The sequence below is a fragment of the Amycolatopsis pretoriensis genome (assembly GCF_900107925.1).
Classification (GTDB): Bacteria; Actinomycetota; Actinomycetes; order Mycobacteriales; family Pseudonocardiaceae; genus Amycolatopsis; species Amycolatopsis pretoriensis.
The window spans coordinates 1,243,919-1,263,433 of record NZ_FNUJ01000001.1; the positions used below are offsets into that span (position 1 = coordinate 1,243,919).

The 19,515-nt window shown below is 72.7% G+C and carries 16 protein-coding genes; 8 read left to right on the forward strand and 8 right to left on the reverse strand.

Annotated features, from left to right (window positions below; translation table 11 throughout):
* Positions 1-172 precede the first annotated feature (172 nt).
* Both BLV96_RS05815 and BLV96_RS05820 read left to right on the forward strand, forming a co-directional pair.
* Positions 173-520 carry an RNA polymerase-binding protein RbpA gene (locus BLV96_RS05815; protein ID WP_003081521.1) on the forward strand — a complete coding sequence of 116 codons (348 nt, stop codon included), beginning with the start codon at positions 173-175 and terminating at the stop codon, positions 518-520.
* 162 nt (positions 521-682) lie between these two features.
* Positions 683-1,621 carry an RNA polymerase subunit sigma-70 gene (locus tag BLV96_RS05820; RefSeq protein ID WP_086670665.1) on the forward strand — a complete coding sequence of 313 codons (939 nt, stop codon included), beginning with the start codon at positions 683-685 and terminating at the stop codon, positions 1,619-1,621.
* On the opposite strand, the gene BLV96_RS05825 is transcribed toward BLV96_RS05820, so the two are convergent.
* The gene (locus tag BLV96_RS05825) at positions 1,622-2,185 is read right to left on the reverse strand and encodes a dihydrofolate reductase family protein (RefSeq protein WP_086670667.1); all 564 of its coding nucleotides are present in this window, start codon (positions 2,183-2,185) and stop codon (positions 1,622-1,624) included. It abuts the gene before it with no gap.
* 57 nt (positions 2,186-2,242) lie between these two features.
* The gene (locus BLV96_RS05830) at positions 2,243-2,851 is read right to left on the reverse strand and encodes an NUDIX domain-containing protein (RefSeq protein WP_208608140.1); all 609 of its coding nucleotides are present in this window, start codon (positions 2,849-2,851) and stop codon (positions 2,243-2,245) included.
* A 48-nt stretch (positions 2,852-2,899) separates the two neighbouring features.
* Here BLV96_RS05830 and BLV96_RS05835 point away from each other — a divergent pair, with 48 nt between their 5' ends.
* The gene (locus BLV96_RS05835; protein ID WP_086670672.1) at positions 2,900-3,640 is read left to right on the forward strand and encodes a DeoR/GlpR family DNA-binding transcription regulator; all 741 of its coding nucleotides are present in this window, start codon (positions 2,900-2,902) and stop codon (positions 3,638-3,640) included.
* On the opposite strand, the gene BLV96_RS05840 is transcribed toward BLV96_RS05835, so the two are convergent.
* From BLV96_RS05840 to BLV96_RS05855, 4 genes are read right to left on the reverse strand one after another with little or no spacing between them, the layout of a single operon-like run.
* Positions 3,582-4,367 (reverse strand): PIG-L deacetylase family protein, encoded by a 786-nt coding sequence (locus BLV96_RS05840; protein ID WP_086670690.1) that lies wholly within the window; start codon positions 4,365-4,367, stop codon positions 3,582-3,584. The two genes, BLV96_RS05835 and BLV96_RS05840, sit on opposite strands and share 59 nt — an antisense overlap.
* Before the next feature lie 60 nt (positions 4,368-4,427).
* Positions 4,428-5,195 carry a polyprenol monophosphomannose synthase gene (locus BLV96_RS05845; protein ID WP_086670674.1) on the reverse strand — a complete coding sequence of 256 codons (768 nt, stop codon included), beginning with the start codon at positions 5,193-5,195 and terminating at the stop codon, positions 4,428-4,430.
* A gap of 26 nt (positions 5,196-5,221) precedes the next feature.
* Positions 5,222-6,832, reverse strand: coding sequence for an apolipoprotein N-acyltransferase (gene lnt, locus BLV96_RS05850; protein WP_086670676.1), 1,611 nt, complete (start codon positions 6,830-6,832; stop codon positions 5,222-5,224).
* A gap of 10 nt (positions 6,833-6,842) precedes the next feature.
* A complete protein-coding gene (locus BLV96_RS05855) occupies positions 6,843-8,438 on the reverse strand; it encodes an amidohydrolase (protein WP_086670678.1) in 1,596 nt (531 codons plus the stop codon).
* Between the two features lie 131 nt (positions 8,439-8,569).
* On the opposite strand from BLV96_RS05855, the gene BLV96_RS05860 reads away from it, so the two are divergent.
* The 5 genes from BLV96_RS05860 to BLV96_RS05880 all read left to right on the forward strand — a co-directional run bounded on the left by BLV96_RS05860 (position 8,570) and on the right by BLV96_RS05880 (position 14,055).
* Positions 8,570-9,958, forward strand: coding sequence for a KamA family radical SAM protein (locus BLV96_RS05860; RefSeq protein ID WP_208608141.1), 1,389 nt, complete (start codon positions 8,570-8,572; stop codon positions 9,956-9,958).
* An 81-nt stretch (positions 9,959-10,039) separates the two neighbouring features.
* Positions 10,040-11,698, forward strand: coding sequence for an ArnT family glycosyltransferase (locus tag BLV96_RS05865; protein WP_244180057.1), 1,659 nt, complete (start codon positions 10,040-10,042; stop codon positions 11,696-11,698).
* Between the two features lie 300 nt (positions 11,699-11,998).
* Positions 11,999-12,673 (forward strand): sensor histidine kinase, encoded by a 675-nt coding sequence (locus BLV96_RS05870; RefSeq protein WP_086670693.1) that lies wholly within the window; start codon positions 11,999-12,001, stop codon positions 12,671-12,673.
* A gap of 4 nt (positions 12,674-12,677) precedes the next feature.
* On the forward strand, positions 12,678-13,328 hold the full coding sequence (locus tag BLV96_RS05875; protein WP_086670682.1) for a response regulator: 651 nt from the start codon (positions 12,678-12,680) through the stop codon (positions 13,326-13,328).
* A 100-nt stretch (positions 13,329-13,428) separates the two neighbouring features.
* The gene (locus tag BLV96_RS05880) at positions 13,429-14,055 is read left to right on the forward strand and encodes a response regulator transcription factor (RefSeq protein ID WP_086670684.1); all 627 of its coding nucleotides are present in this window, start codon (positions 13,429-13,431) and stop codon (positions 14,053-14,055) included.
* Between the two features lie 6 nt (positions 14,056-14,061).
* Here the strand turns inward: BLV96_RS05880 and BLV96_RS05885 are convergent, their stop codons facing one another.
* Positions 14,062-15,384, reverse strand: coding sequence for a COG1470 family protein (locus tag BLV96_RS05885; protein ID WP_086670686.1), 1,323 nt, complete (start codon positions 15,382-15,384; stop codon positions 14,062-14,064).
* Between the two features lie 105 nt (positions 15,385-15,489).
* Positions 15,490-19,503, reverse strand: a complete 4,014-nt coding sequence (locus tag BLV96_RS05890; protein WP_086680370.1) for a DUF11 domain-containing protein — start codon at positions 19,501-19,503, stop codon at positions 15,490-15,492.
* Between the last annotated feature and the right edge of the window lie 12 nt (positions 19,504-19,515).

Consider the following 19,515-nt stretch of genomic DNA (forward strand, 5'->3'; position numbering starts at 1 on the left):
CGTCACGCCGAAGCGCGAAACGCCTCCTACTAGAGGAAGCTGATGCCGAGGGGTGATGCAGCTCATCGTGAGCAACGACATGGTGTCCCGGGAATCCTCGGGGCCCCCAAGTCGTTGCATAGGGTGAGCATCACCCTGGCTCCACCCGGAGCTGACTGAAAGGACCCCCATCATGGCCGACCGTGTTCTTCGTGGAAGCCGGCTGGGAGCGGTCAGCTACGAGACCGACCGCAACCACGACCTCGCCCCACGACGCACCGTGCGCTACGCCTGCCCGAAGAACCACGAGTTCGAGGTGCCGTTCTCCGACGACGCCGAGATCCCGACGGTGTGGGAATGCCGGCTGCACGGCAGTGAGTCCGAGATCGTGGACGGCGGACAGCCCGAGCAGAAGAAGGTCAAGCCGCCGCGCACGCACTGGGACATGCTCCTCGAGCGGCGGACGATCCCTGAGCTCGAGGACCTGTTGAACGAACGTCTCGCCGAGCTGAAGGGCCGGCGGACCTCCCGGTCCGCGTAACGCCCGAGAGCGTCGGCCCGTAGCCACCGCTCCCACCACAACGGAAAGGCCCCCGCGACCTCCCCCCGCGGGGGCCTTTCGCATGCCCGGGGAGCTCTGCCGATCAGAAATCCGCCGCCACGCCGTCAGTACTGCCGACCCCTGGCACCGGTGGAAGGATCGATGACCATGACCGACGCGGCCCGGTTCGCGCTTCTCGTCGAGCCGCACCGGCGTGAGCTGCAGGTGCACTGCTACCGGATGCTCGCGAACTTCGAGGACGCCCAGGACCTCACGCAGGAGACGTTCCTGCGGGCGTGGCACAAACGGGAGTCGTTCCAGGGCCACGCGGCCCTGCGGACCTGGCTGTACCGGATCGCGACGAACGCCTGCCTCGACTTCCTGGACAAGCGCAGGCCCGAGCTGCCGGGCACGGACCTCGAGCTGCCGCACCTGCGGCCCTACCCCGACCCGATGCTCCCCGAGGACCCGCAGGACTCGGCGGTGGCGCGGGAGACGATCGAGCTGGCGTTCATCGTCGCCGTCCAGCACCTGCCGCCGCGGCAGCGGGCGGTGTTCGTCCTGCGTGACGTCCTGGGCTGGCCGGCGTCGGCCGCCGCCGGGGCCCTCGAGCTGACCGTCGCCTCGGTGACCAGCGCACTGCAGCGGGCCCGGGTGACCGTGCGCGAGCAGCTGCCCGGCCGCCGCCTCGACTGGCGGCACCCCGCCACCCACGAGCTGTCGGGTGACGAGCGCGGCGTGGTGAAGGCCTACATCGACGCCCACGAGCGCAACGACCTCGACGGGCTGGCCGCCCTGCTGCGCGACGATCTGCGCTTCGCGATGCTGCCCGACCCCGGCACCGTGCTCAGGACGGCGAAGGACGCGGTGGACGGCTGGGTCTCCGGCGGGCTCTTCGAGCGCGGCCACGACGACTGGCGCGGTATCCCCACGACGGTCAACCGCATGCCCGCCGCCGCGCTGTACCTGCGCTCCCCCGGCGATCCGGCGCACCGGCCGTTCGCCATCGCGGCCCTGCACGTCGTCGACGGGAAGATCGCCGAGCTCACCGGGTTCGACGTCGGCGGCACACCCTGGCCGGGCCTGCCGCCGACGCTGTGATCACCGCGTCTCGTAGCGGGTCAGCACCACGCCGCCGGGGAACGTCCGCGTCTCCATCAGGTTCAGGTTCACCCGGCCCGCCGGCGCCGTGAAGAAGGGCGTGCCGCCGCCCACCAGGACTGGGTGGGTGACCACCACGTACTCGTCGATCAGCCCGGCCCGCATGGCGGCTCCGGCGAGCGTCGGGCCGCCGATGCTCATCGGGCCGCCGTCCCCGGCCTTGAGCCGGGTGATCTCGGCGAGCGCGTCGCCGGTGACCAGGCGGGTGTTCCAGTCGACCTTCTCGAGCGTGGAGGAGAACACGACCTTCGGCGTGTCCCGCCAGTTGCGCGCGAACTCGACCTGCGCCGGCGTGGCGTCGGGTCGCCGGTCGCCGGTCGGCCAGTAGGAGCTCATCGCCTCCCACAGCTTGCGCCCGTACAGCGACGTGCCGATGCCGAGCTCGTAGTCGAGCCACCACTGGAACAGCTCGTCGCTCGGCGCGCCGCTCCAGCCGATGTCGTCGCCGGCCGCGGCGGTGTAGCCGTCCAGGGTCAGGTTCATGCCGAAGATCAGTTTCCGCATCGTGTCAGCCTCCTGTGGGTCGATTCCCGCCGGTACAGACGGGTGGGGCGCGGAAACCTAATCGGTGCGGAACGGGCCTCGCAGGGCGGCCCACTGGAGCAGCATGATGGTCTTCGCGTCGGCGATCTCGCCGGTCTCGATCATCTTCAGGGCGTCCTCGAAGCGCAGCTCGAGCACTTCGATGTCCTCCCCCTCGTCCGCGATGCCGCCGCCTTCGCCGCGGTCGGCCGGGTCGTAGGGCGCCGCGTAGCAGTGCAGGCGTTCGGTCACCGAGCCCGGGCTCGTGTAGACGTCGAACACGTGCTCCAGCGCGCCGATGCGGACGCCCGTCTCCTCCTGCGCCTCGCGGCGGATCGCCGTCTCCGGGTCGTCGGTGTCCAGCAGGCCCGCCGTGGTTTCCAGGAACATGCCGTCCGGGTGGTCGTTGACGTAGACCGGGTAGCGGAACTGGCGCGTCAGCAGGACCGTGCCGCCTGCCGTGTCGTAGAGCAGCACGGTGGCGCCGTTGCCGCGGTCGTAGGTTTCGCGCTGCTCGGTGGTCCAGCGGCCGTCGCGGTGCTGGTAGTCGAACGTCGTGCGGCGCAGGACGTACCAGGCCGAGGACAGCAGCTCCACGTTCCGCACCCGGACGCGCGGATTGCGGGACAGGCTTGTCGAAGAGGTCATGCCGCGACCATAATGTGCACGACTCGGCAGAAACAAGGAGGATCGTGCATGTTGGTCGGGGAACGTCGTGACCTGCTGCTCGCCCGGCTCGCGGCCGACGGCAAGGTGCTGGCGAAGGACGTCGCGGCCGAGCTGGGCGTCTCCGAGGACAGCATCCGCCGGGACCTGCGCGACCTCGCCGCCGCCGGGCTCTGCCAGCGCGTCTACGGCGGAGCGCTGCCCGTCTCCCCCGCCGTCGCCGACTACGCGAGCCGCACGGCCATCGCCGTCGACGGCAAGGACCGCGTCGCCCAGGTGGCCGCCGGCCTGGTCCGGCCCGGCTCGACCGTCATCCTCGACGGCGGCACGACGACCCTCGCCGTCGCGAAAGCCCTGCCCAGGGACCTCGAAGCCACCGTCGTCACGCACAGCCCGACCGTCGCGGTCGCCCTGCTCGACCACGCGGGCGTCGACGTCTTCCTGCTCGGCGGCCGCCTGTTCCGGCACTCCGCGGTCACCTGCGGCGCCGCCGCGGCCGAGGCCGCCCAGGCGATCAGCGCCGACGTCTTCCTGCTCGGCGTCACCGGCGTCCACCCCGACGCCGGGCTCACCACCGGCGACGCCGACGAAGCCGCGATGAAACGCACCCTCGCCCGCCGCGCGGCCGACACGTTCGTCCTGGCCAGCGCCGAGAAGATCGGCGCGGCCTCCCGCTTCAGCGTCCTGCCGTTCGCCGGGGTCGCCGGCGTGATCACCGACGCCGAGAACGTGCAGGAACTTGCAGAGCGGGTGCCGATCGTACGGGCGTGACCTCGACGTACCACTCCCGGCCCGCCACCACCGCGAACAGCGGCGCCGGCAGCCACACCAGCAGCCGCAGCACCGCCGCGAGCCGCCCGGTGCCGCGGACGTCGGACACGTGCGCCGCCAGCGCGGCCTGCTTGCGCCCGGCGAAGCGCCGCACGTCGAACCGGTGGGTGACGGCCGAGGCCGGGCTGTAGGCGCGCTCGAGCGCTTCGGTGTCGTAGTCGAACGGGATCCGCAGCGCCCGCAGGACCCGGACGAACCGCGACGCGAAGTCACGCGGCAGCGTGGCCTCCAGCAGCCGCGTCCCGGTCAGCCGGGCCGCCCGCCGGGCGACGTCGTGCACCTTGACGTGGTCGCGGTGCCCGTAGCCGCCGTTGGCGTCGTAACCGAGCAGCAGGTCGGCACGCTCCTCGTGCAGGATCGCGGCGAGCCGGTGCGCGGCCTCCTCGGTGTCGGCGCGGGCGAAGCGCTGCCGGCCGGGCGGATCCGCGTACAGCTCCGGGCCGTGCCCGCTGTCGGCGTACCCGAGGTGCACGACGCGCCGGACGCCGAGGATGGCCGCGCTCGCCTCCAGCTCCGCCCACCGCGGGGTCGGGTGCTCCGCGGCCATGCCGTCGGTGGCCACGACGACCACCACCCGGTGCCCGTCGGCCGCCGCGCGGGCCAGGGTGCCGCCGCTGAGCAGCACGGGGTCGTCGGCGTGCGCGTGGAAGGCCACGATGGTCGTCATCGGCCCCATGATGGCCGAGCACAGGAGAAAGCTGCGTGAACCGGTCTGCTCGCGCGCGGCTCAGCGCCGCTTGAGCAGGCGGCGCAGCTGCTGCCAGCGCCGCTCGGCACCCCAGGTCGCCACCCGCACGAACGCCTCGCCGATGATCGAGCCGTCCATCTTCGACTCGCCGATCTCGCGCTCGGTGAAGGTGATCGGCACCTCGACGATCTCGAACCCGGCGTCGGCCGTGCGGATCGTCAGGTCGATCTGGAAGCAGTAGCCGTGCGAGTTGACCTCGTCCAGCGCCAGCTTCTCCAGCACCGGACGGCGGTAGGCGCGGAACCCGGCGGTGATGTCGCGGGTGCGCATGCCCAGCGCGATCTGCGAGTACACGTTCGCGCCCCGGGACAGGACCTGGCGCTTGACCGGCCAGTTCACCACCGCGCCGCCCGGCACGTACCGCGACCCGATCGCCAGGTCGGCGTCGCCGACGGCGTCCAGCAGCCGCGGCAGGTCCTCCGGCGCGTGCGAGCCGTCGGCGTCCATCTCGACGATCGTGTTGTACTCCCGCGCCAGGCCCCAGCGGAACCCGGCGATGTAGGCGGCGCCGAGGCCCGCCTTCTCCGTGCGGTGCAGCACGTGGACGTGGTCGTTGGCGGCCGCGCGCTCGTCGGCCAGCTCGCCGGTGCCGTCCGGGCTCCCGTCGTCCACCACGAGCACGTGCACGTCCGGGAGTACCTTGTGCAGGCGATCCAGGATCGGGCCGAGGTTCTCCCGCTCGTTGTACGTCGGGATCACCACCAGCACCGGCTCGATTTCCCGGGCCCCCCGCGGCGCCTGCGACATCCGTGCTCCTCCGATATCCGCGGCGGTCAGTCCGCCGCTTCCCCTGCCGTGCCGGCGCTGGTGCGCCGGGTGCGAAAACGGAGCACGAGCCCGCCGGCCACCCCGGCGATCGCCAGTGCCAGCAGCCCGTACTCCGTCCACGCACCGAGTCGATCCGACAGCGTAGTCTGCGTCCGCAGCGGGACGCGCCCGACCAGGGAATCAGCGGTGAAAAGGCCCGTTGAGCTGCTAACCGTCCCGTCGGGGGCGACGATCGCGCTCACTCCTGAGACGGCGGACACCACGACCGCGCGGCCGTGTTCGACCGCCCGCAGCCGCGACATGGCCAGCTGCTGGACGCTCATCTCGCTCTCGCCGTACCAGGCGTTGTTGGTCGGCACCACGAGCACCTCGGCGCCGTCGCGGACCGCGTCGCGGGCCGGGTAGTCGAACGCCGCCTCGTAGCAGACGAACACGCCGACCTTCGTGCCCGCGACGGCCATCGCCTGGTTGGCGCCGTCGCCCGGGACCATGTCGACCGTTTCCTGGTCGAGGAACGGCGTGACGAGCTCGGCGACCTTGCGGGCCGGCACGTACTCGCCGAAGGGCACCAGCTGCTGCTTCGCGTAGCGCTGCCCGGGCCCGGCGCCCGGGTCCCAGGCGATGACGGAGTTCTGCAGGTGGCCGTCCGGGAGCTGGTAGAGCGCGCCGATCAGCGCGGGCACGCCGAAGCTCGCGACGAGCTGGTCGACCTGCGGGTCGGGCCCGGTGACGGTCGTCGCGCTTTCGGGCCACAGCAGCAGGTCCGGTTTCGGGACCTTCCCGGCGTTGACGGCGTCGAGCAGCCGTTGGCTTTCGGCGATGGTGTTGCGGCGCAGCAGCACCCGCTCGCCTTGCAGCGCGAGCCCGATGTCCGGGGCATTGCCCTGCACTGTCGCGATGGTCCGTTCGCCGTCCTGGGCGTCGGTGCCGACCGTGGGCCACAGCGCCAGGCCGGCCACCACGGGCAGCAGCGTGCCGAGGGCGGCGAACACGGCCGGGCGGGTCGGCTTGCGCGTCTCCCACAGGCGGACGGCGAGCGCGGCGAGGCAGAAGCCGCTGAGGACGACGGCGAGACCGACCAGGGGCGCGCCGCCGATGGAGGCCAGCGGCAGGAACGCGCCTTCGGGCTGGCTGAACGCGACCCGGCCCCACGGGAAGCCGCCGAAGGGGAACCACGCGCGCGGGGTCTCCAGCGCGATGAAGACCAGCGCGGCCCACAGCGGCGCGGCGGGCAGGCGCGAGACCCACGTGATGAGGCCGCCCGCGAGGCCGTAGTAGAGCGCCAGTGCGAACGACAGGCCCAGCCACGGCCACGGCCCGAAGTCGGGGCCGAGGAAGTCCAGCAGCCACGTCAGCAGCGGCAGGAAGAACACGAACCCGAACGCGAAGCCGTAGCCGAACGCGCCGCGGAACGTGCGGCCGCGCAGCACGAGCGCGAATCCGGCGAACGCCAGCGGGGCGAGCCACCACAGCGGGCGCGGCGCGAAGCTCAGGTAATAGGCGAAGCCGGACACCAGCGCCGCGGCCAGCCGCAGCAGCCAGGCGCGCGGGAAGCGCCGGGTTCGCGAAGGTTGGTGCGGGGCGCCCGGTTCGGGGTCGGCCACAGTCACTGCCACGGCGCCAACTCTAGGAGATCGCGTCGTGGAGGACGGCACCCGCGCGGACCGTGCGCAGGCAGCGCGGCAGGACGGCGTCCGGTTCCAGGCGCGGCAGGGGCGGCACGCCGGCGCGCGGGTCGGTGGACCAGCGCTGCACACGGCTGTCCGGGGTCGCGACGACGAGGTCGGTCGCGTCCCAGATCGCGTAGTGCGCGGGTGCGCCCGGCACGAGGCTGCCGGTGACGCCGTCGTTGACGCCGGCCGCGCGGTGCCCGGCGCGAGTGTGGGCGGTGAACGCCGCACGCGGGGACAGCCCGGCACCCGGGGTCCGGTGGTAGGCCGCGGCGCGGACGCTCGCCCACGGGTCCAGCGGCGTGACGGGAGCGTCGGAGCCGAAGGCGAGCAGGACGCCTTCGGCGGCGAGCGTGGCGAAGGGGTTGAGCCCGGCCGCGCGTGCCGTGCCGAGGCGCTCGGCGTACATGCCGTCCTCGCCGCCCCAGAGCGCGTCGAACAGGGGCTGTACCGAGGCGACGGCGCCCCAGCCGGCCAGCTGCTTGGCCTGCTCGGCGGTGACCATCTCGACGTGCTCGAGGCGGTGGTGACGGGCGGCGAGCGCGCGCTGCCCGACCTCCTTCTCGGCGAGCCGGAAGCCTTCGACGACCTCGGCGACGGCGGCGTCGCCGATGACGTGGAAGCCGGCCTGCAGCCCGGCTTCGGTGCAGGCGGCCAGGTGCTCGCCGATGCGGTGGGCGTCGAGGTAGAGCGTCCCCTCGCTCGCGTGGTCGGCGTAGGGCCGGGTCAGGGCGGCGGTGTGGGAGCCGAGGGCGCCGTCGACGAACAGGTCGCCGGCCAGGCCGCGGGCGCCGAGCTGCTTCGCGGTGCCGACCGCGCCGAGCTCGCCCCAGTAGCCGAGCACTTCGGGGGTGCCGGGGCCGGCGAGGGCGAGCAGGGCGGCGAGGTCGTCGCGGCCGGAGATGTCGGGGCCGGCGCATTCGTGGACGCTGACGACGCCCTGCCGCGCGGCCTCGGCCAGGAAGGCCCGCTGGGCGCGGTCACGCTGGTCGGGCGTGATGGCGGCGCGCACGGCCGCGCGGACGGCGTGGTGGGCGGCGCGGGTCAGCGGGCCGTCGGGCGACCAGCCGTCGGCGTCGCGGGCGGCCGGCGCCAGCTCGACCAGGGCGGTGGAGACCAGGGCGGAGTGGACGTCGACGCGGCTGAGGTAGACCGGCGCGGCGCCGGCGGCGTCGTCGAGCTCGGCGCGGCTGGGCAGCCGCGGGTCGGTCCAGGCGCTCTCGTCCCAGCCGTGGGCGAGCAGGACCTGCCCGGGGACGACGGCGTCGCGCACGCGGGCCAGCAGCTCGGCGCCGCTGTGCACGCCGGTGAGGTCGAGGCCGGTCAGGTGCAGGCCGGTGGCGGTGGCGTGGACGTGCGCGTCGACGAAGGCGGGGGCGACGAAGGCGCCGTCGAGGTCGACGATCTCGGCGCCGGGGTGCAGGGCGCGGGCCGGGGCGTCCTGGCCGACCCAGACCACGGTGCCGCCGGTGACCGCCATGGCCGTGGAGTCCGGGCCGGCGGGGGTGTAGACGCGCCCGCCGAGCAGGAGCGTCGTGTGTTCGTCCGTCACACCCCTGAGTCTGCCCCGCCGGTCGGGGCTTCCTCCACCTGGGGGAAGCCACCCCAGCATGCAGGAAGATTTACGTCATGAGAGCGTTGTGGCAGGATATTTTAACGCGTTTCCGACGACTAGGAGTACAAGTGACTGCGATCCAGGAACCTGTGACGCCTGCCGCCGCCTTCGACCAGCCCTACGAGTACGCCCGCGCCGAGCTGGTGGAGCCCGACTGGCGCCGCTTCCCCGGCTGGCACGACGTGACCGACGCCGAATGGCGCGACGCGCAGTGGCAGCGGGTGCACTGCGTCCGCAACGTCAAGCAGCTGCGCGCCCTGATGGGTGACCTGCTGGAGGAGCGCTTCTACGACGACCTGCTCGCCGACCAGCGCGAGCTGGCGACGATGTCGATGCTGTTGCCGCCGCAGATGCTCAACACCATGGCGCCCACGGCGGGCACCGACCCGGCGAAGGTCACCGAGGCGTTCTACGCCGACCCGATCCGCCGCTACATGCTCCCGGTGAAGAGCGACCGCGACGCCACCTGGCCGAGCCACCCCCACTCCGAACGCGACTCGCTGCACGAGGCCGAGATGTGGGTCGTGGAAGGCCTGACCCACCGCTACCCGACCAAGGTGCTGGCCGAGATGATCTCGACCTGCCCCCAGTACTGCGGCCACTGCACCCGGATGGACCTGGTCGGCAACTCCACCGAGACGGTCGAGAAGCACAAGCTCTCGCTCAAGCCGGTCGACCGCCAGGACGCGATGATCGCGTACCTGAAGAAGACCCCGGGCGTCCGCGACGTGGTGGTCTCCGGCGGCGACGTGGCGAACGTGCCGTGGCCGCAGCTGGAGTCGTTCCTGATGCGCCTGATGGACATCGACACGGTCCGCGACATCCGCCTGGCGACGAAGGCGCTGGCGGCGCTGCCGCAGCACTGGCTCCAGCCGAAGGTCGTCGAGGGCCTGGAGCGCGTCGCGGTGACCGCCCAGCGCCGTGGCGTGAACCTGGCGATCCACACCCACGTAAACCACGCCCAGTCGGTGACCCCGCTGGTGGCGGAGGCGGCCCAGACGGCGTTGAACGTGGGTGTCCGGGACGTGCGCAACCAGGGCGTGCTGATGCGCGGGGTGAACGCGACGCCGGCGGCGCTGCTGGACCTGTGCTTCGCGCTGCAGGGCGAAGCGAACATCCTGCCGTACTACTTCTACATGTGCGACATGATCCCGAACGCGGAGCACTGGCGGGTTTCGGTGCACGAGGCCCAAGAGCTGCAGCACTCGATCATGGGGTACCTGCCGGGGTACGCGACGCCGCGGATCGTGTGCGACGTGCCCTATGTGGGGAAGCGGTGGGTGCACCAGCTGGCCGAGTACGACCGGGAGCTGGGGATCTCGTACTGGACCAAGAACTACCGGACCGGGATCGAGCTGGAGGACCCGGAGGCGCTGCAGCGCCGGTACCCGTACTACGACCCGATCTCGACGTTGCCCGAGGCCGGACAGAACTGGTGGGCCAACCAGGACGGCTGATCCGGCTGCCGGCAACCGAAGCACCGCCGAGGCGTCCCCTGATCACCGTGGATCTGTTCGCCACGAAAGGATGCCGGAGGCTTGACACACGCCACGAGCGGGCTCTCGAGCCCGGCGGAAGCGGCCCTGCGAAAGCCGCTTCCGCCGAGGCGCGGGCGGCGGTGGTGGATCGCGCTCGTCGCCGTCGCGTTGCTCGCCGAGATGGCGGTCGCGATGATCACGACGGCCGTGGAGCAGACCCCGACCATCGACGAACCCGTCTACGTCGGCACCGCGGTCGTCTACCTGCAGCAGCACAGCCTGCGCTACAACCCCGAGCACCCACCGCTGGGCAAGCTGCTCATCGCCGGCGGACTCGCCTTCGCCGACGTCCACCTCGACCCCGGCTTCACCGGCGACCAGACGCAGCTCGGCCGCCACGTGCTGTACGAGTCGGGCAACGACCCCGGCCGGCTCCTGCTGGCAGCCCGGCTGCCGATCATCCTGCTCACGCTTCTGTTCGGCCTGGTCGTCTTCGCGTTCGCGCGTGAGCTGACCGGCTCCGCCGGCGGGCTGGTGGCGCTCGCCCTGTACGCGTTCTCCCCCGACGTCATCGCGCACGGGTCGTTGGCCACCCTCGACGTGCCGGTGGTCGGCTTCCTGCTGACGTCGGTCTGGCTGCTGTGGCGGGCCCGGGACCGCCCCGCCTGCTACCTCCCGTTGGCGGGGCTGGCTCTCGGCGCGGCCCTGGCCACCAAGATGAGTGCCCTCGCCGCGGTACCCGTGCTGCTGCTCCTGGCCGTGCTGTCGGCCCGCCGCGCCCGGCATCCCGGCCCGGGGAAGTACTCGTGGCTCGCCGGTCCCGCCGCCGTCGCGCTGATCGCCGTCGCCGTCGTGTGGGCTTCCTACCTCGCCGTGGATCCGGGGCTGCGCTGGACGACACCGGCCGACCTGCCCGGCGTCGAAGGCTTGCGGGGGCTCGTCGACTGGCTGCCCTTCCCCCAGCCGTACCGGGACGGGATGCACGTCCAGTTCGGCTTCGAAGACCAGGTGTGGAGCGGTTTCCTCTTCGGCGAGCACTACTTCGGTTCGCGGTGGTACTACCTGCCGGCCGCGCTGCTGGTGAAGACGCCGCTGGGCATGCTCGCGCTCGGGCTCGCCGGTGCCGTGGCACTGCTGGCCCTCCCGCGATCGCGCCCGGCGGCGCTCTACGTCCTCGCCCCCACGGCTGCGCTGCTGGCCGCGGCCATGACCGGCGACCGCGACCTCGGCGTCCGGTACGCGATCTTCGTCCCGGTGTTCCTGGCGGTCGCCGCCGCCGGCACGGTCACCGTCGGCCGTCGATGGGCCCGCCCCGCCGTGGTGGTCCTGGTCGCCTTCACCGCGGTCAGTTCCCTGCGGACGTTCCCGTACTACCTGCCGTACGCCAACGAAGCGTTCGGCGGGCCGGCGCGGACCCATCTGGTCCTGCACGACTCGAACGTCGACTGGGGCCAGGACCTGGGCCGCTTGGCCGACCGCCTGAGTATGCGTTACCCGGGCGAGCAGATCTGGCTTGTCTACAAGGGCAGCGGCGTGCCGTCTTTCTATGGAATCGACGCGGCCGACCCGCTCGCCGTGTCCCCGGACCGGGTGCACGGACTGCTCGCCGTGTCGGACTCCGCCGTCGCCAAGGCCGACGACCGCCTCGCGGCGCTGATCGCCGGCAGCACGCCGATCGACGACGTCGGGCACTCCATCACGATCTACCGCCGGCCCTAGCCCGAATCCGGTCGTTGTCGAATTCCGACCGATTCCCGGCGCAGTTCATGAATTGATTTCCACGTTCCCGGGTTTCTGCGCCACTCGGCCGCTCCCGTTACTCGCACCCCTGTATCGGAACCATTCCGTGACCTTACCCGGGGGTTTGGAGTGAAACGCCGGAACCGGATGCGACGACTAGTACAACGGGTAACCACCCTGCTACGCGAAACAGCGCAACGCCGGTTGGACCACCCGCACGAACCGGCCTTCCGTCTTGCGCCCGGAGGGCCGGGTCCGTTCCGCCGGACGGGGGTGAAGATGCGCCGGACGTTCGTCGTCGCCGATTTCGTTGCTCCGGCCGGGTATGAAGACCGGCTCAAACGGGTGCTCACCGACCTGCACGACGGCCTCGGACCGACGCTCGCCGTCGCCGTGCTCGGGTTGCGGGCCGCCCGTGATCTGATCGCTCGCGACCGCGCCGGCGCCGGGGACCTGCTGGCGCGGCTCGAAGACGAGCTCTGCCGCGCGGTCACCGATCTGCGCCGCATCGTCGCCGACGCCCGGCCGCCCGCGCTCGACGAGGCCGGGCTCGTCCTCGCCGTGCGGCGGTACGCCGAAGCGCTCACCGATCGGGTGCCCGCCGAACACGGCCCGCTGCGCGTCGACGTCGACGTGCACGCCGACCTGCCCGCGCTGTCGGCCGAAGTCGAAGTCACCGCCTACCGGATCATCCGCGAGGCCCTCGTGAACGTCGCCCGCCACTCCGGCGCCCGCCAGTGCACCGTCCACCTCTGGCCCCGCGACGGCGACCTGCACGTGGAGATCGTCGACGACGGCGTCGGCACCGACGGCGAGGCCCTGCCCGCGGTCGGCGGGACCGGGCTGCGGTCGATGCGCGAACGCGCCGGCGACCTCGGCGGCGGCTGCCGGGTCGAGCCGGTTCCCTCGGGCGGCACGCGGATCGCCGCCTGGCTCCCGCTCGCCAGGGCGTGAGGCGGTGTTCGGGACCCTGCGCGTCCTCGTCGTCGACGACCACCCCGTCTTCCGCGCCGCGCTGCGCGCCCTGCTGGAGGGCACCGACGGCGTCGAAGTCGCCGGCGAAGCCGCCGACGGCCTGCACGCCGTCGCCCTCGCGCACCAGCTGGAACCCGACGTCGTCCTGATGGACCTCAACCTCCCCGACCTCGACGGTGTCGAGGCGACGCGGCGGATCGTGGCCGCCGCGCCGCACACCGGAGTGCTCATGCTGACCATGTTCGAAAACGAAGCCGCCGTGTTCGCCGCCATGCGCGCGGGCGCCCGCGGCTACCTGCTCAAAGGCGCGCGCAACGAGCAGATCATCCGCGCCGTCCGGGTGATCGGCGACGGCGAAGCCATCTTCAGCCCGGCGATCGCCACCCGGGTGCTGTCCCTGCTGGGGACCGCGACCCGGCGCGACGAATCGTTCCCCCGGCTCACCGCACGCGAAAAGGAGATCATGCTGCTCATCGCCCGCGGCATGGGCAACGCCTCCATCGCCGAAGAGCTGGTGCTGAGCCAGAAAACCGTGCGCAACCACGTCTCCCACATCTTCCGCAAGCTCCGGGTCACCGACCGCGCCCAGGCCATCGCCAAGGCCCGGGAAGCCGGCATTGCCCGATCGGAGTAAGGAAAGCGGGACAGGTCGGGACTCCTCCTCCCTGTTCGGCGAACCCCCGCACCCGAGATCCTGAGGGGGAGCGACGTTCGTTCGAGGGAGGGCCTCACCGATGATCACCGACCAGGTTCCGGTGCTGCTGCACGCCACCGACACCATCACCCGCGCGGGCGTCACGGCCGCGCTGCGTTCACGCCCCGAAATCCGCTTCGCCGACGAGGACGGCGGCGAGCCGGCCGTGGTGCTGGTCATCGTGGAACGCCTGAACGAGGAGGCCCGGCAGCTGCTGCGCAGCCTCCAGTGCGCCAACCACGCCGGTGTCGTCCTGGTCGCCGGGGAAGTGGAGGACTCGGAGCTGCTCGACGTCGTCGGCAACGGCGTGTCGGCGATCATCCGCCGGGCCGACGCCACCCCCGACACGCTCGTCCGGCTCGTCAAGACCGCGGCCCTCGGGGAAGGCGCGCTGCCGCCCGACCTGCTCGGCCGCCTGCTGTCCCGGGTGTCCCGGCTGCAACGGGACGTGCTGCACCCGAACGGGTGGGACCTCGCCGGGATGTCCCAGCGCGAGACCCGGGTGCTGCGGCTGGTCGCCGACGGGTTCGAGACCAAGGAGATCGCCGACCAGCTGAGCTACTCCGAGCGGACGGTGAAGTCGATCCTGCACGACATCACCAACCGCTTCCAGCTGCGCAACCGCGCCCACGCGGTGGCGTTCGCCCTGCGCGAAGGGCTGATCTGACACGGCCTACTCGACCCGGCCGGAGAAGGACACCGACGGTGTGCACCGGCCGCGGTCGCCCGGGTTCTGGCAGCTGACCGCGAGGACGATCTTCTCCCCCGGCTGGAACCGCCACGCCTGCAGCCAGTGGTGGTCGAGGTCGCGGAAGTTGGACAGGCCGACCTCCAGCAGGACGCTCTTGGTGCCACCGGAATCCCGCAGCAGCCGCAGGGTTCCGGTGTCCCCGCGCGGGTTCTGCAGGATCAGGTCGGTGATCACCAGCGTCTTCTTCGGGTCGGGCATCGTGTAGGGGAACTCGGCGAACCGGTTGACATTCGCGTCGATGTTCGCGTCCGCGGCCACCCGGAAGTCCGTCGGCGTCCCGGCGGCGGCGGCGTTCGGCCGGCTCGGGTTGGTGCCGTCGTTGGCGGTACCACCGCCGGTGGTCTCCCCCGGCGGGGTCAGGCCGACGGCCTTCATCGCCTGCTCGGAGTTCTGCTTGGCCTGGTCGGCGTTCTTCTTCGCCTGATCGGCCCCGGCGCCGGCGTCCTGCGCGGCCTTCACGATCTCCTGGTTCTGCTCCTGGGCGGCCTCCCGGGCGGCGGACTTCACCGCGGGCCGCAGCACGGTGAACCACAGCGTCACCAGGGCCAGCAGCAGCACCAGCAGCGCGGCGAGGGCGGGCAGCAGCCACTTGGGCAGCAGCTGCCGCTGCACCATCGTGCCCTCGGTCTTGATCGGCTCGCCGCCGTCGGCGGTGACGAACACGTGGAAGCGGTGCCGGACCGGTTGCCCGCGCAGGAACCGTTTCCGCGGCCTCGCCCGCATCCGGACGAACGCGGCCGTGCCCGGGGCCAGGTCGGTCCGCTCGCGTTCGAGCCGGAACTCCAGCTCGTCTTCGGGGTCGAGCGGGCTCAGCTCCACCGCCACCGGCCGGTTGCCCCGGTTGTCGACGGCGACCTCGAAGTCGGCCTTGGACCCGGCCTCCACCTTGGCCGGCACGATCTCGGCGGTCACCTCGGTGAAGGCGCCGAGCTGGACCGTGCCCTCCTCGACGACCGAGCCGGCGGGGTCCTCGCTCGAGAACACCCGGACCCCGAAGGGGATCGTCCCGGCGGGGACGTCGGAGGACCGCGGCGGGGCGAAGCGCACCGTGACGGTGCCCGTCTCCCCCGGCAGCAGGTTCACCGTCGCCGGTTCCGCGGTGGCCCAGCCACTCGCGTCGCCGACGACGTCGACCGCGAACTGGTCGACGACCTGCCCGGCGTTGCGGATGGTCACCGAGCAGGTCGTCTCCTCGCCCGGTTCCGCGACCAGGCCGGCTTCCGACAGCGTCGCCGTTGCTCCCATGCACGGAAGTCTCCGCGCCCGCTCCCCGCCGCGGCACCGGCGGACGGGTGTGCGGCCGTGCGCCGGTGGTTGCCCGTACGGGCAGCGTTCCGACGTCTCCGCGGCTCAGCCGCGGGTGATGAACGGCGGCTGTTCCGTGCGCAGGACGACCAGGATCGGATTCGACTGCACCGCCTGGAACTTCGGCCCGATCACCGACGCCACCGACACCGTGCGCGGCCCGATGAGGTCGTGGTGGAAGATCAGGAACTGCGCCTGGAACTTCCCGTCCGCGCCCACCGTCGCCAGGCCCGGCGTCGCCGAGACGCCGGCCGACCACGCCAGCCGGACCGTCGCGCCCGGCGGGAAGTCCGTGCCGGTCACGCGCGGCACGAAGCCCAGCGGGCCGATCCCCGGGTCCACCGTCACCACCGGCTGCCGGATCACCACGCGCGCGTTCGCCGCGTTGTCGGCGGCGGTGGTGTCCAGTCCGCTCGTGGCGATCGTCGCCGACACCGGCGCGTCCACGGCCGCCTTGGCCGCCAGCGCGATCCGGACCTCGACCGTCTGCCCGGGCGCGAGCGTCCCGAGCGCGCAGCCGGCGCCGCTCGGCGCGCACCCCGGCGACACCGAGGTCGCGGGCAGCCGCGGCGGCAGCTGGACCGCCAGGCGGACGTCGGGCATCGGCGCGCCGGAACCGTTGTGCACCAGGAAGGTCAGCACGACGTCGTTGCCGCCGACGAACAGCGGCACCGCCGACACCGCCATCCCCAGCGACAGCGATCCCGGCGTCACCGGGGGCGCCGGCTTCTCGGCGACGGTGACGACCGCGGTGGCGGAGTTGTCCCGCGCGTCGGCGTCCCCGCCGGTCGTGGTGACGGTGCCGGTCGCCGCCTGCGTCCCGGCCACGACGCCGGCGGCGCTGAACCGGACCCGCACGCTCGCCCCCGGTGCGAGCGGACCGAAGGCGCAGACGAGGTCCGGGGTGCAGGTGCCGGCGGTGGTCAGGGGCGTCTGCGGGCGCAACCCGGCGGTCAGCCGGACGAACAGCCCGGTACCGGACGTGGCCGCGGCCCCGTGGTTGGTGACCACGAACTCGAACGTCGTCAGGCCGCCGAACGCGATCGCGGGCGGGGTGGCGGTCGCGGTCACGCCGACGTCGGCGATCCGCTGGAACGCCGGCTGCCAAGCCCCGCCGGGGCCGTCGATCAGGAGCGCGGACGCGCCCCCGGCCGACGGCACGATCCGGATGCTCGAGGGCGTTTCGCTGGGCGCGCTGTCGAACGCGACGAGGGTGCCGTCGGGCGACCACGCGGGATCGTCGACGAAGTCGGCGTTCCGCACCAGGATCCGCGCGGGTCCGCCGCCGGCGGGCGCGGCGCAAATCAGCCGGCCGTCGTTCTGGAACACGATCGTCGCGCCGTCCGGCGACACGTCGGCCGAGCCCTGCCGACCGGTGCCGCACGGCTCGCCGAACGACGGCGAGAGGTCCCGCTGGGTCCCGGTGACGACGCTGTCGGGTGCCGGGGCGAGGTCGGCCTGCCACAGCTCCTGGCGCTCGCCGCCCGGGTCGACGGCCATGACGGCGGTCTCGGTGGCGGTGCCGTTCTGCCCGGTCGCGGTGCACGTGACGGTGGTGGCCCCGACGGGGAACAGGCTGCCGGAAGACGGGGAGCAGAACGGGGTGATCGCGGTTTCCCGGTCGACGTCGATCGCGCTCGCGGGGTATTCGACGACGGTCGGGGCCGTCCCGGGCACCGTCTTGTCGTGCACGGTGATCAGCGGCAGCCGGGGGTCCTTGACCCGCACGGTGACGTCTTCGGTGTAGCCCGGGCGCGCGAAGTCCTCGCCGTCGATCCGGAACTCCACCCGGCAGTGCAGGCGCGCACCGAGCGGCGCGGTCGGGGCGACGATCGCGTTTTCCACGAAGTTCGCGGGCGTTCCGCCGGGGACCTGCCGGGCGCCGGCGGGATCGAAGGTGAGGGTCAGGCCCGGGTCGCAGAACGGCACCGGCAGCACCTTGACCGGCAGATCGCCGATTCCCTTGACGACCGCGGCGCTGATGTCGGCCGCTTCGGTGCTCGGAGTGAGCACGCCGTCGGTGGCGTTGACCACCTGCGTCGCCTGGTGATCCTGGCTGTCCAGGCCACCGCCGGAGTTTGCCGCCGGCACGGCCACGACCCGGATGCCCTTTGCCTGCAGTTCCTTGATCGCGTCGGCGAGGTGCACGCCCTTCGAGTGGTCCTTGTCGCCGCTCGGGTCATGGCTGGGCGCGTCGCCGACCAGCACGATGATCTTGCTGCGGGAGTCCTGGAAGTCGATGGCTCCGGTGGCGATCCGGTGGAGGGCGAAGATCCAGTCTTCCGGCGGGTCGATTCCGCCGCCGCGCTTGATCCTCGTGAACGCGGCCGTCACCGCGGCCTGGTCTTTCGTGAGGCCCTGCTGGACCTGGAACAGCCGGCCGTTCGGGTTGTTCTCGTCGGCCGGGTCGTCGCGATCGCCGAACGCCACCGCGGCGAACCGGGCCTCCGGCTGCCGCGCGGAGACCGTACCCATGACTTCGCCGAGCTTGCCCTGCATCTGGGCGAGCACTTCGCCCATGGAGTCCGTCTGGTCCATGAGCAGCACGACATCCGGGTTCGCCGGAACGCGGTCGGTCTGGACGGTCTTGCGGATCGGCTCCGAAGAACCCTGGCCCACCGGGATGTCCACCACCGCCGGGTCCACTCTGGACGGTTCGGGCGGCGCCGCCCGCGTTGCCGCGCGGGTCAGGGTGATCTTCGTTCCGTCGGCCGACCACACCGGTTGCGAGTCGTCGCCGTCCAGGTAGGGCGGCATCGGGATCTCGCCCAGGATCCGGCCGTCCGCGACGCGGGCGATCCGGACGACCTCGTGGCGGCTGTCGTTCACGAACACCGTGGCGGTGAACGCGATCATCGTCGCGTCCGGGGACCACGCCGGGTGCTGTTCGCGCTTGATGTCCTCCGTCGGGGCGGTCAGCTCGCGGGGGGCGCTGCCGTCGGCGTTCGCCACCACGATCGCGGTCTCCCGGGCCTCGCCGGTGCCGGCCTGGGTGTAGGCCAGGAGCGTGCCGTCGGCGGAGAACGCGGGGTCGTACTCGTCGGCGTCCGGGCGCTGGGTGAGGTCCCGGCGGTCGCCGCCGGTCGCGTCGGCGCTCCAGATGTCGCTGCTGGCGCCCGTGCGCAGCTCGGTGAACACCGGCTGCCCGTTCGCGCGGAACGCCGGTTCGGACTCGCCGGTGCCGGGCAGCGCCGAGATGACCGAGACGCGGCCGCCGGAGATCTGCTTGACGTCGCCGCGCGGGTCCGGCGTGTGGGTGGTGAACGCCAGCCGGGCACCGTCGGGCGACCACGCCGGCTCGGTCGAGTCGCCGGGGTCGGGCACCGCGCGGGTGACCGCGCCGCCGGTGTCGGCCATCAGCACGACGTCGCCGGCGGGGTCGAAGCGGGTGGTGGTGAACGCGATCCGCGCCGGCCCCCAGGCGGGCTGGGTGTCGGCGGCGGGGTCCGCGGTCAGGCGCGTCGGCGCGCCACCGGCGGCCGGGACGGTGTAGATGTCCCCGGCCGGGTCGTCGCGCGTGCTGCTGAACGCGAGCCTCGTGCCGTCGGGTGACCAGCTCGGCGAGTCGTCGGCGGCCGGGCCGGACGTCACCTGGCGCAGGCCGCGGCCGTCCACGCCGATGACGAAGAGGTTCCGGCTACCGGTGCGGTCGGAGGCGAACGCGACCGTGCGGCCGTCGGGCGAGAGCGCGGGGTGGGTGTCGACGGTTTCGTCGTTGGTCAGCCGGACCGGGAGGCGCGCGCCGTCGGCGAGGTAGTAGAGCTCGCCGTCCCGTTCCGCGGCCCCGGCGGACGCGGCGCGGTGGCTCACCCACACGATGCCCCCGGGACCGGCCGAGGCGTCGGAGTCGACGCTCCCGGCCCCGTGGGGCAGCGCGGCTTCCGCGCCTTCCCCGTTCGCCTGGAACAAGCCGGTGGTGGCGTCGCTGACGTACCCGACGCGGTAGGGCGCCGCCGGTGCGGGTGCCTGCGCCGCGGTCGGCGAGAGCGCTCCGCTGATCGCCCAGCCGCCGAGCACCGCGACGACCGCGATCCCCGCCACCGCTCGGTTCGCGCGCATGGTCGGTCCTCC

Bases quoted from the DNA above. Each gene is read 5' to 3' on its own strand.
- BLV96_RS05815 (WP_003081521.1), top strand. From the start codon at position 173: ATGGCCGACCGTGTTCTTCGTGGAAGCCGGCTGGGAGCGGTCAGCTAC.
- BLV96_RS05820 (WP_086670665.1), top strand. From the start codon at position 683: ATGACCATGACCGACGCGGCCCGGTTCGCGCTTCTCGTCGAGCCGCAC.
- BLV96_RS05825 (WP_086670667.1), bottom strand. From the start codon at position 2,185: ATGCGGAAACTGATCTTCGGCATGAACCTGACCCTGGACGGCTACACC.
- BLV96_RS05830 (WP_208608140.1), bottom strand. From the start codon at position 2,851: ATGACCTCTTCGACAAGCCTGTCCCGCAATCCGCGCGTCCGGGTGCGG.
- BLV96_RS05835 (WP_086670672.1), top strand. From the start codon at position 2,900: ATGTTGGTCGGGGAACGTCGTGACCTGCTGCTCGCCCGGCTCGCGGCC.
- BLV96_RS05840 (WP_086670690.1), bottom strand. From the start codon at position 4,367: ATGACGACCATCGTGGCCTTCCACGCGCACGCCGACGACCCCGTGCTG.
- BLV96_RS05845 (WP_086670674.1), bottom strand. From the start codon at position 5,195: ATGTCGCAGGCGCCGCGGGGGGCCCGGGAAATCGAGCCGGTGCTGGTG.
- BLV96_RS05870 (WP_086670693.1), top strand. From the start codon at position 11,999: ATGCGCCGGACGTTCGTCGTCGCCGATTTCGTTGCTCCGGCCGGGTAT.
- BLV96_RS05880 (WP_086670684.1), top strand. From the start codon at position 13,429: ATGATCACCGACCAGGTTCCGGTGCTGCTGCACGCCACCGACACCATC.
- BLV96_RS05885 (WP_086670686.1), bottom strand. From the start codon at position 15,384: ATGGGAGCAACGGCGACGCTGTCGGAAGCCGGCCTGGTCGCGGAACCG.
- BLV96_RS05890 (WP_086680370.1), bottom strand. From the start codon at position 19,503: ATGCGCGCGAACCGAGCGGTGGCGGGGATCGCGGTCGTCGCGGTGCTC.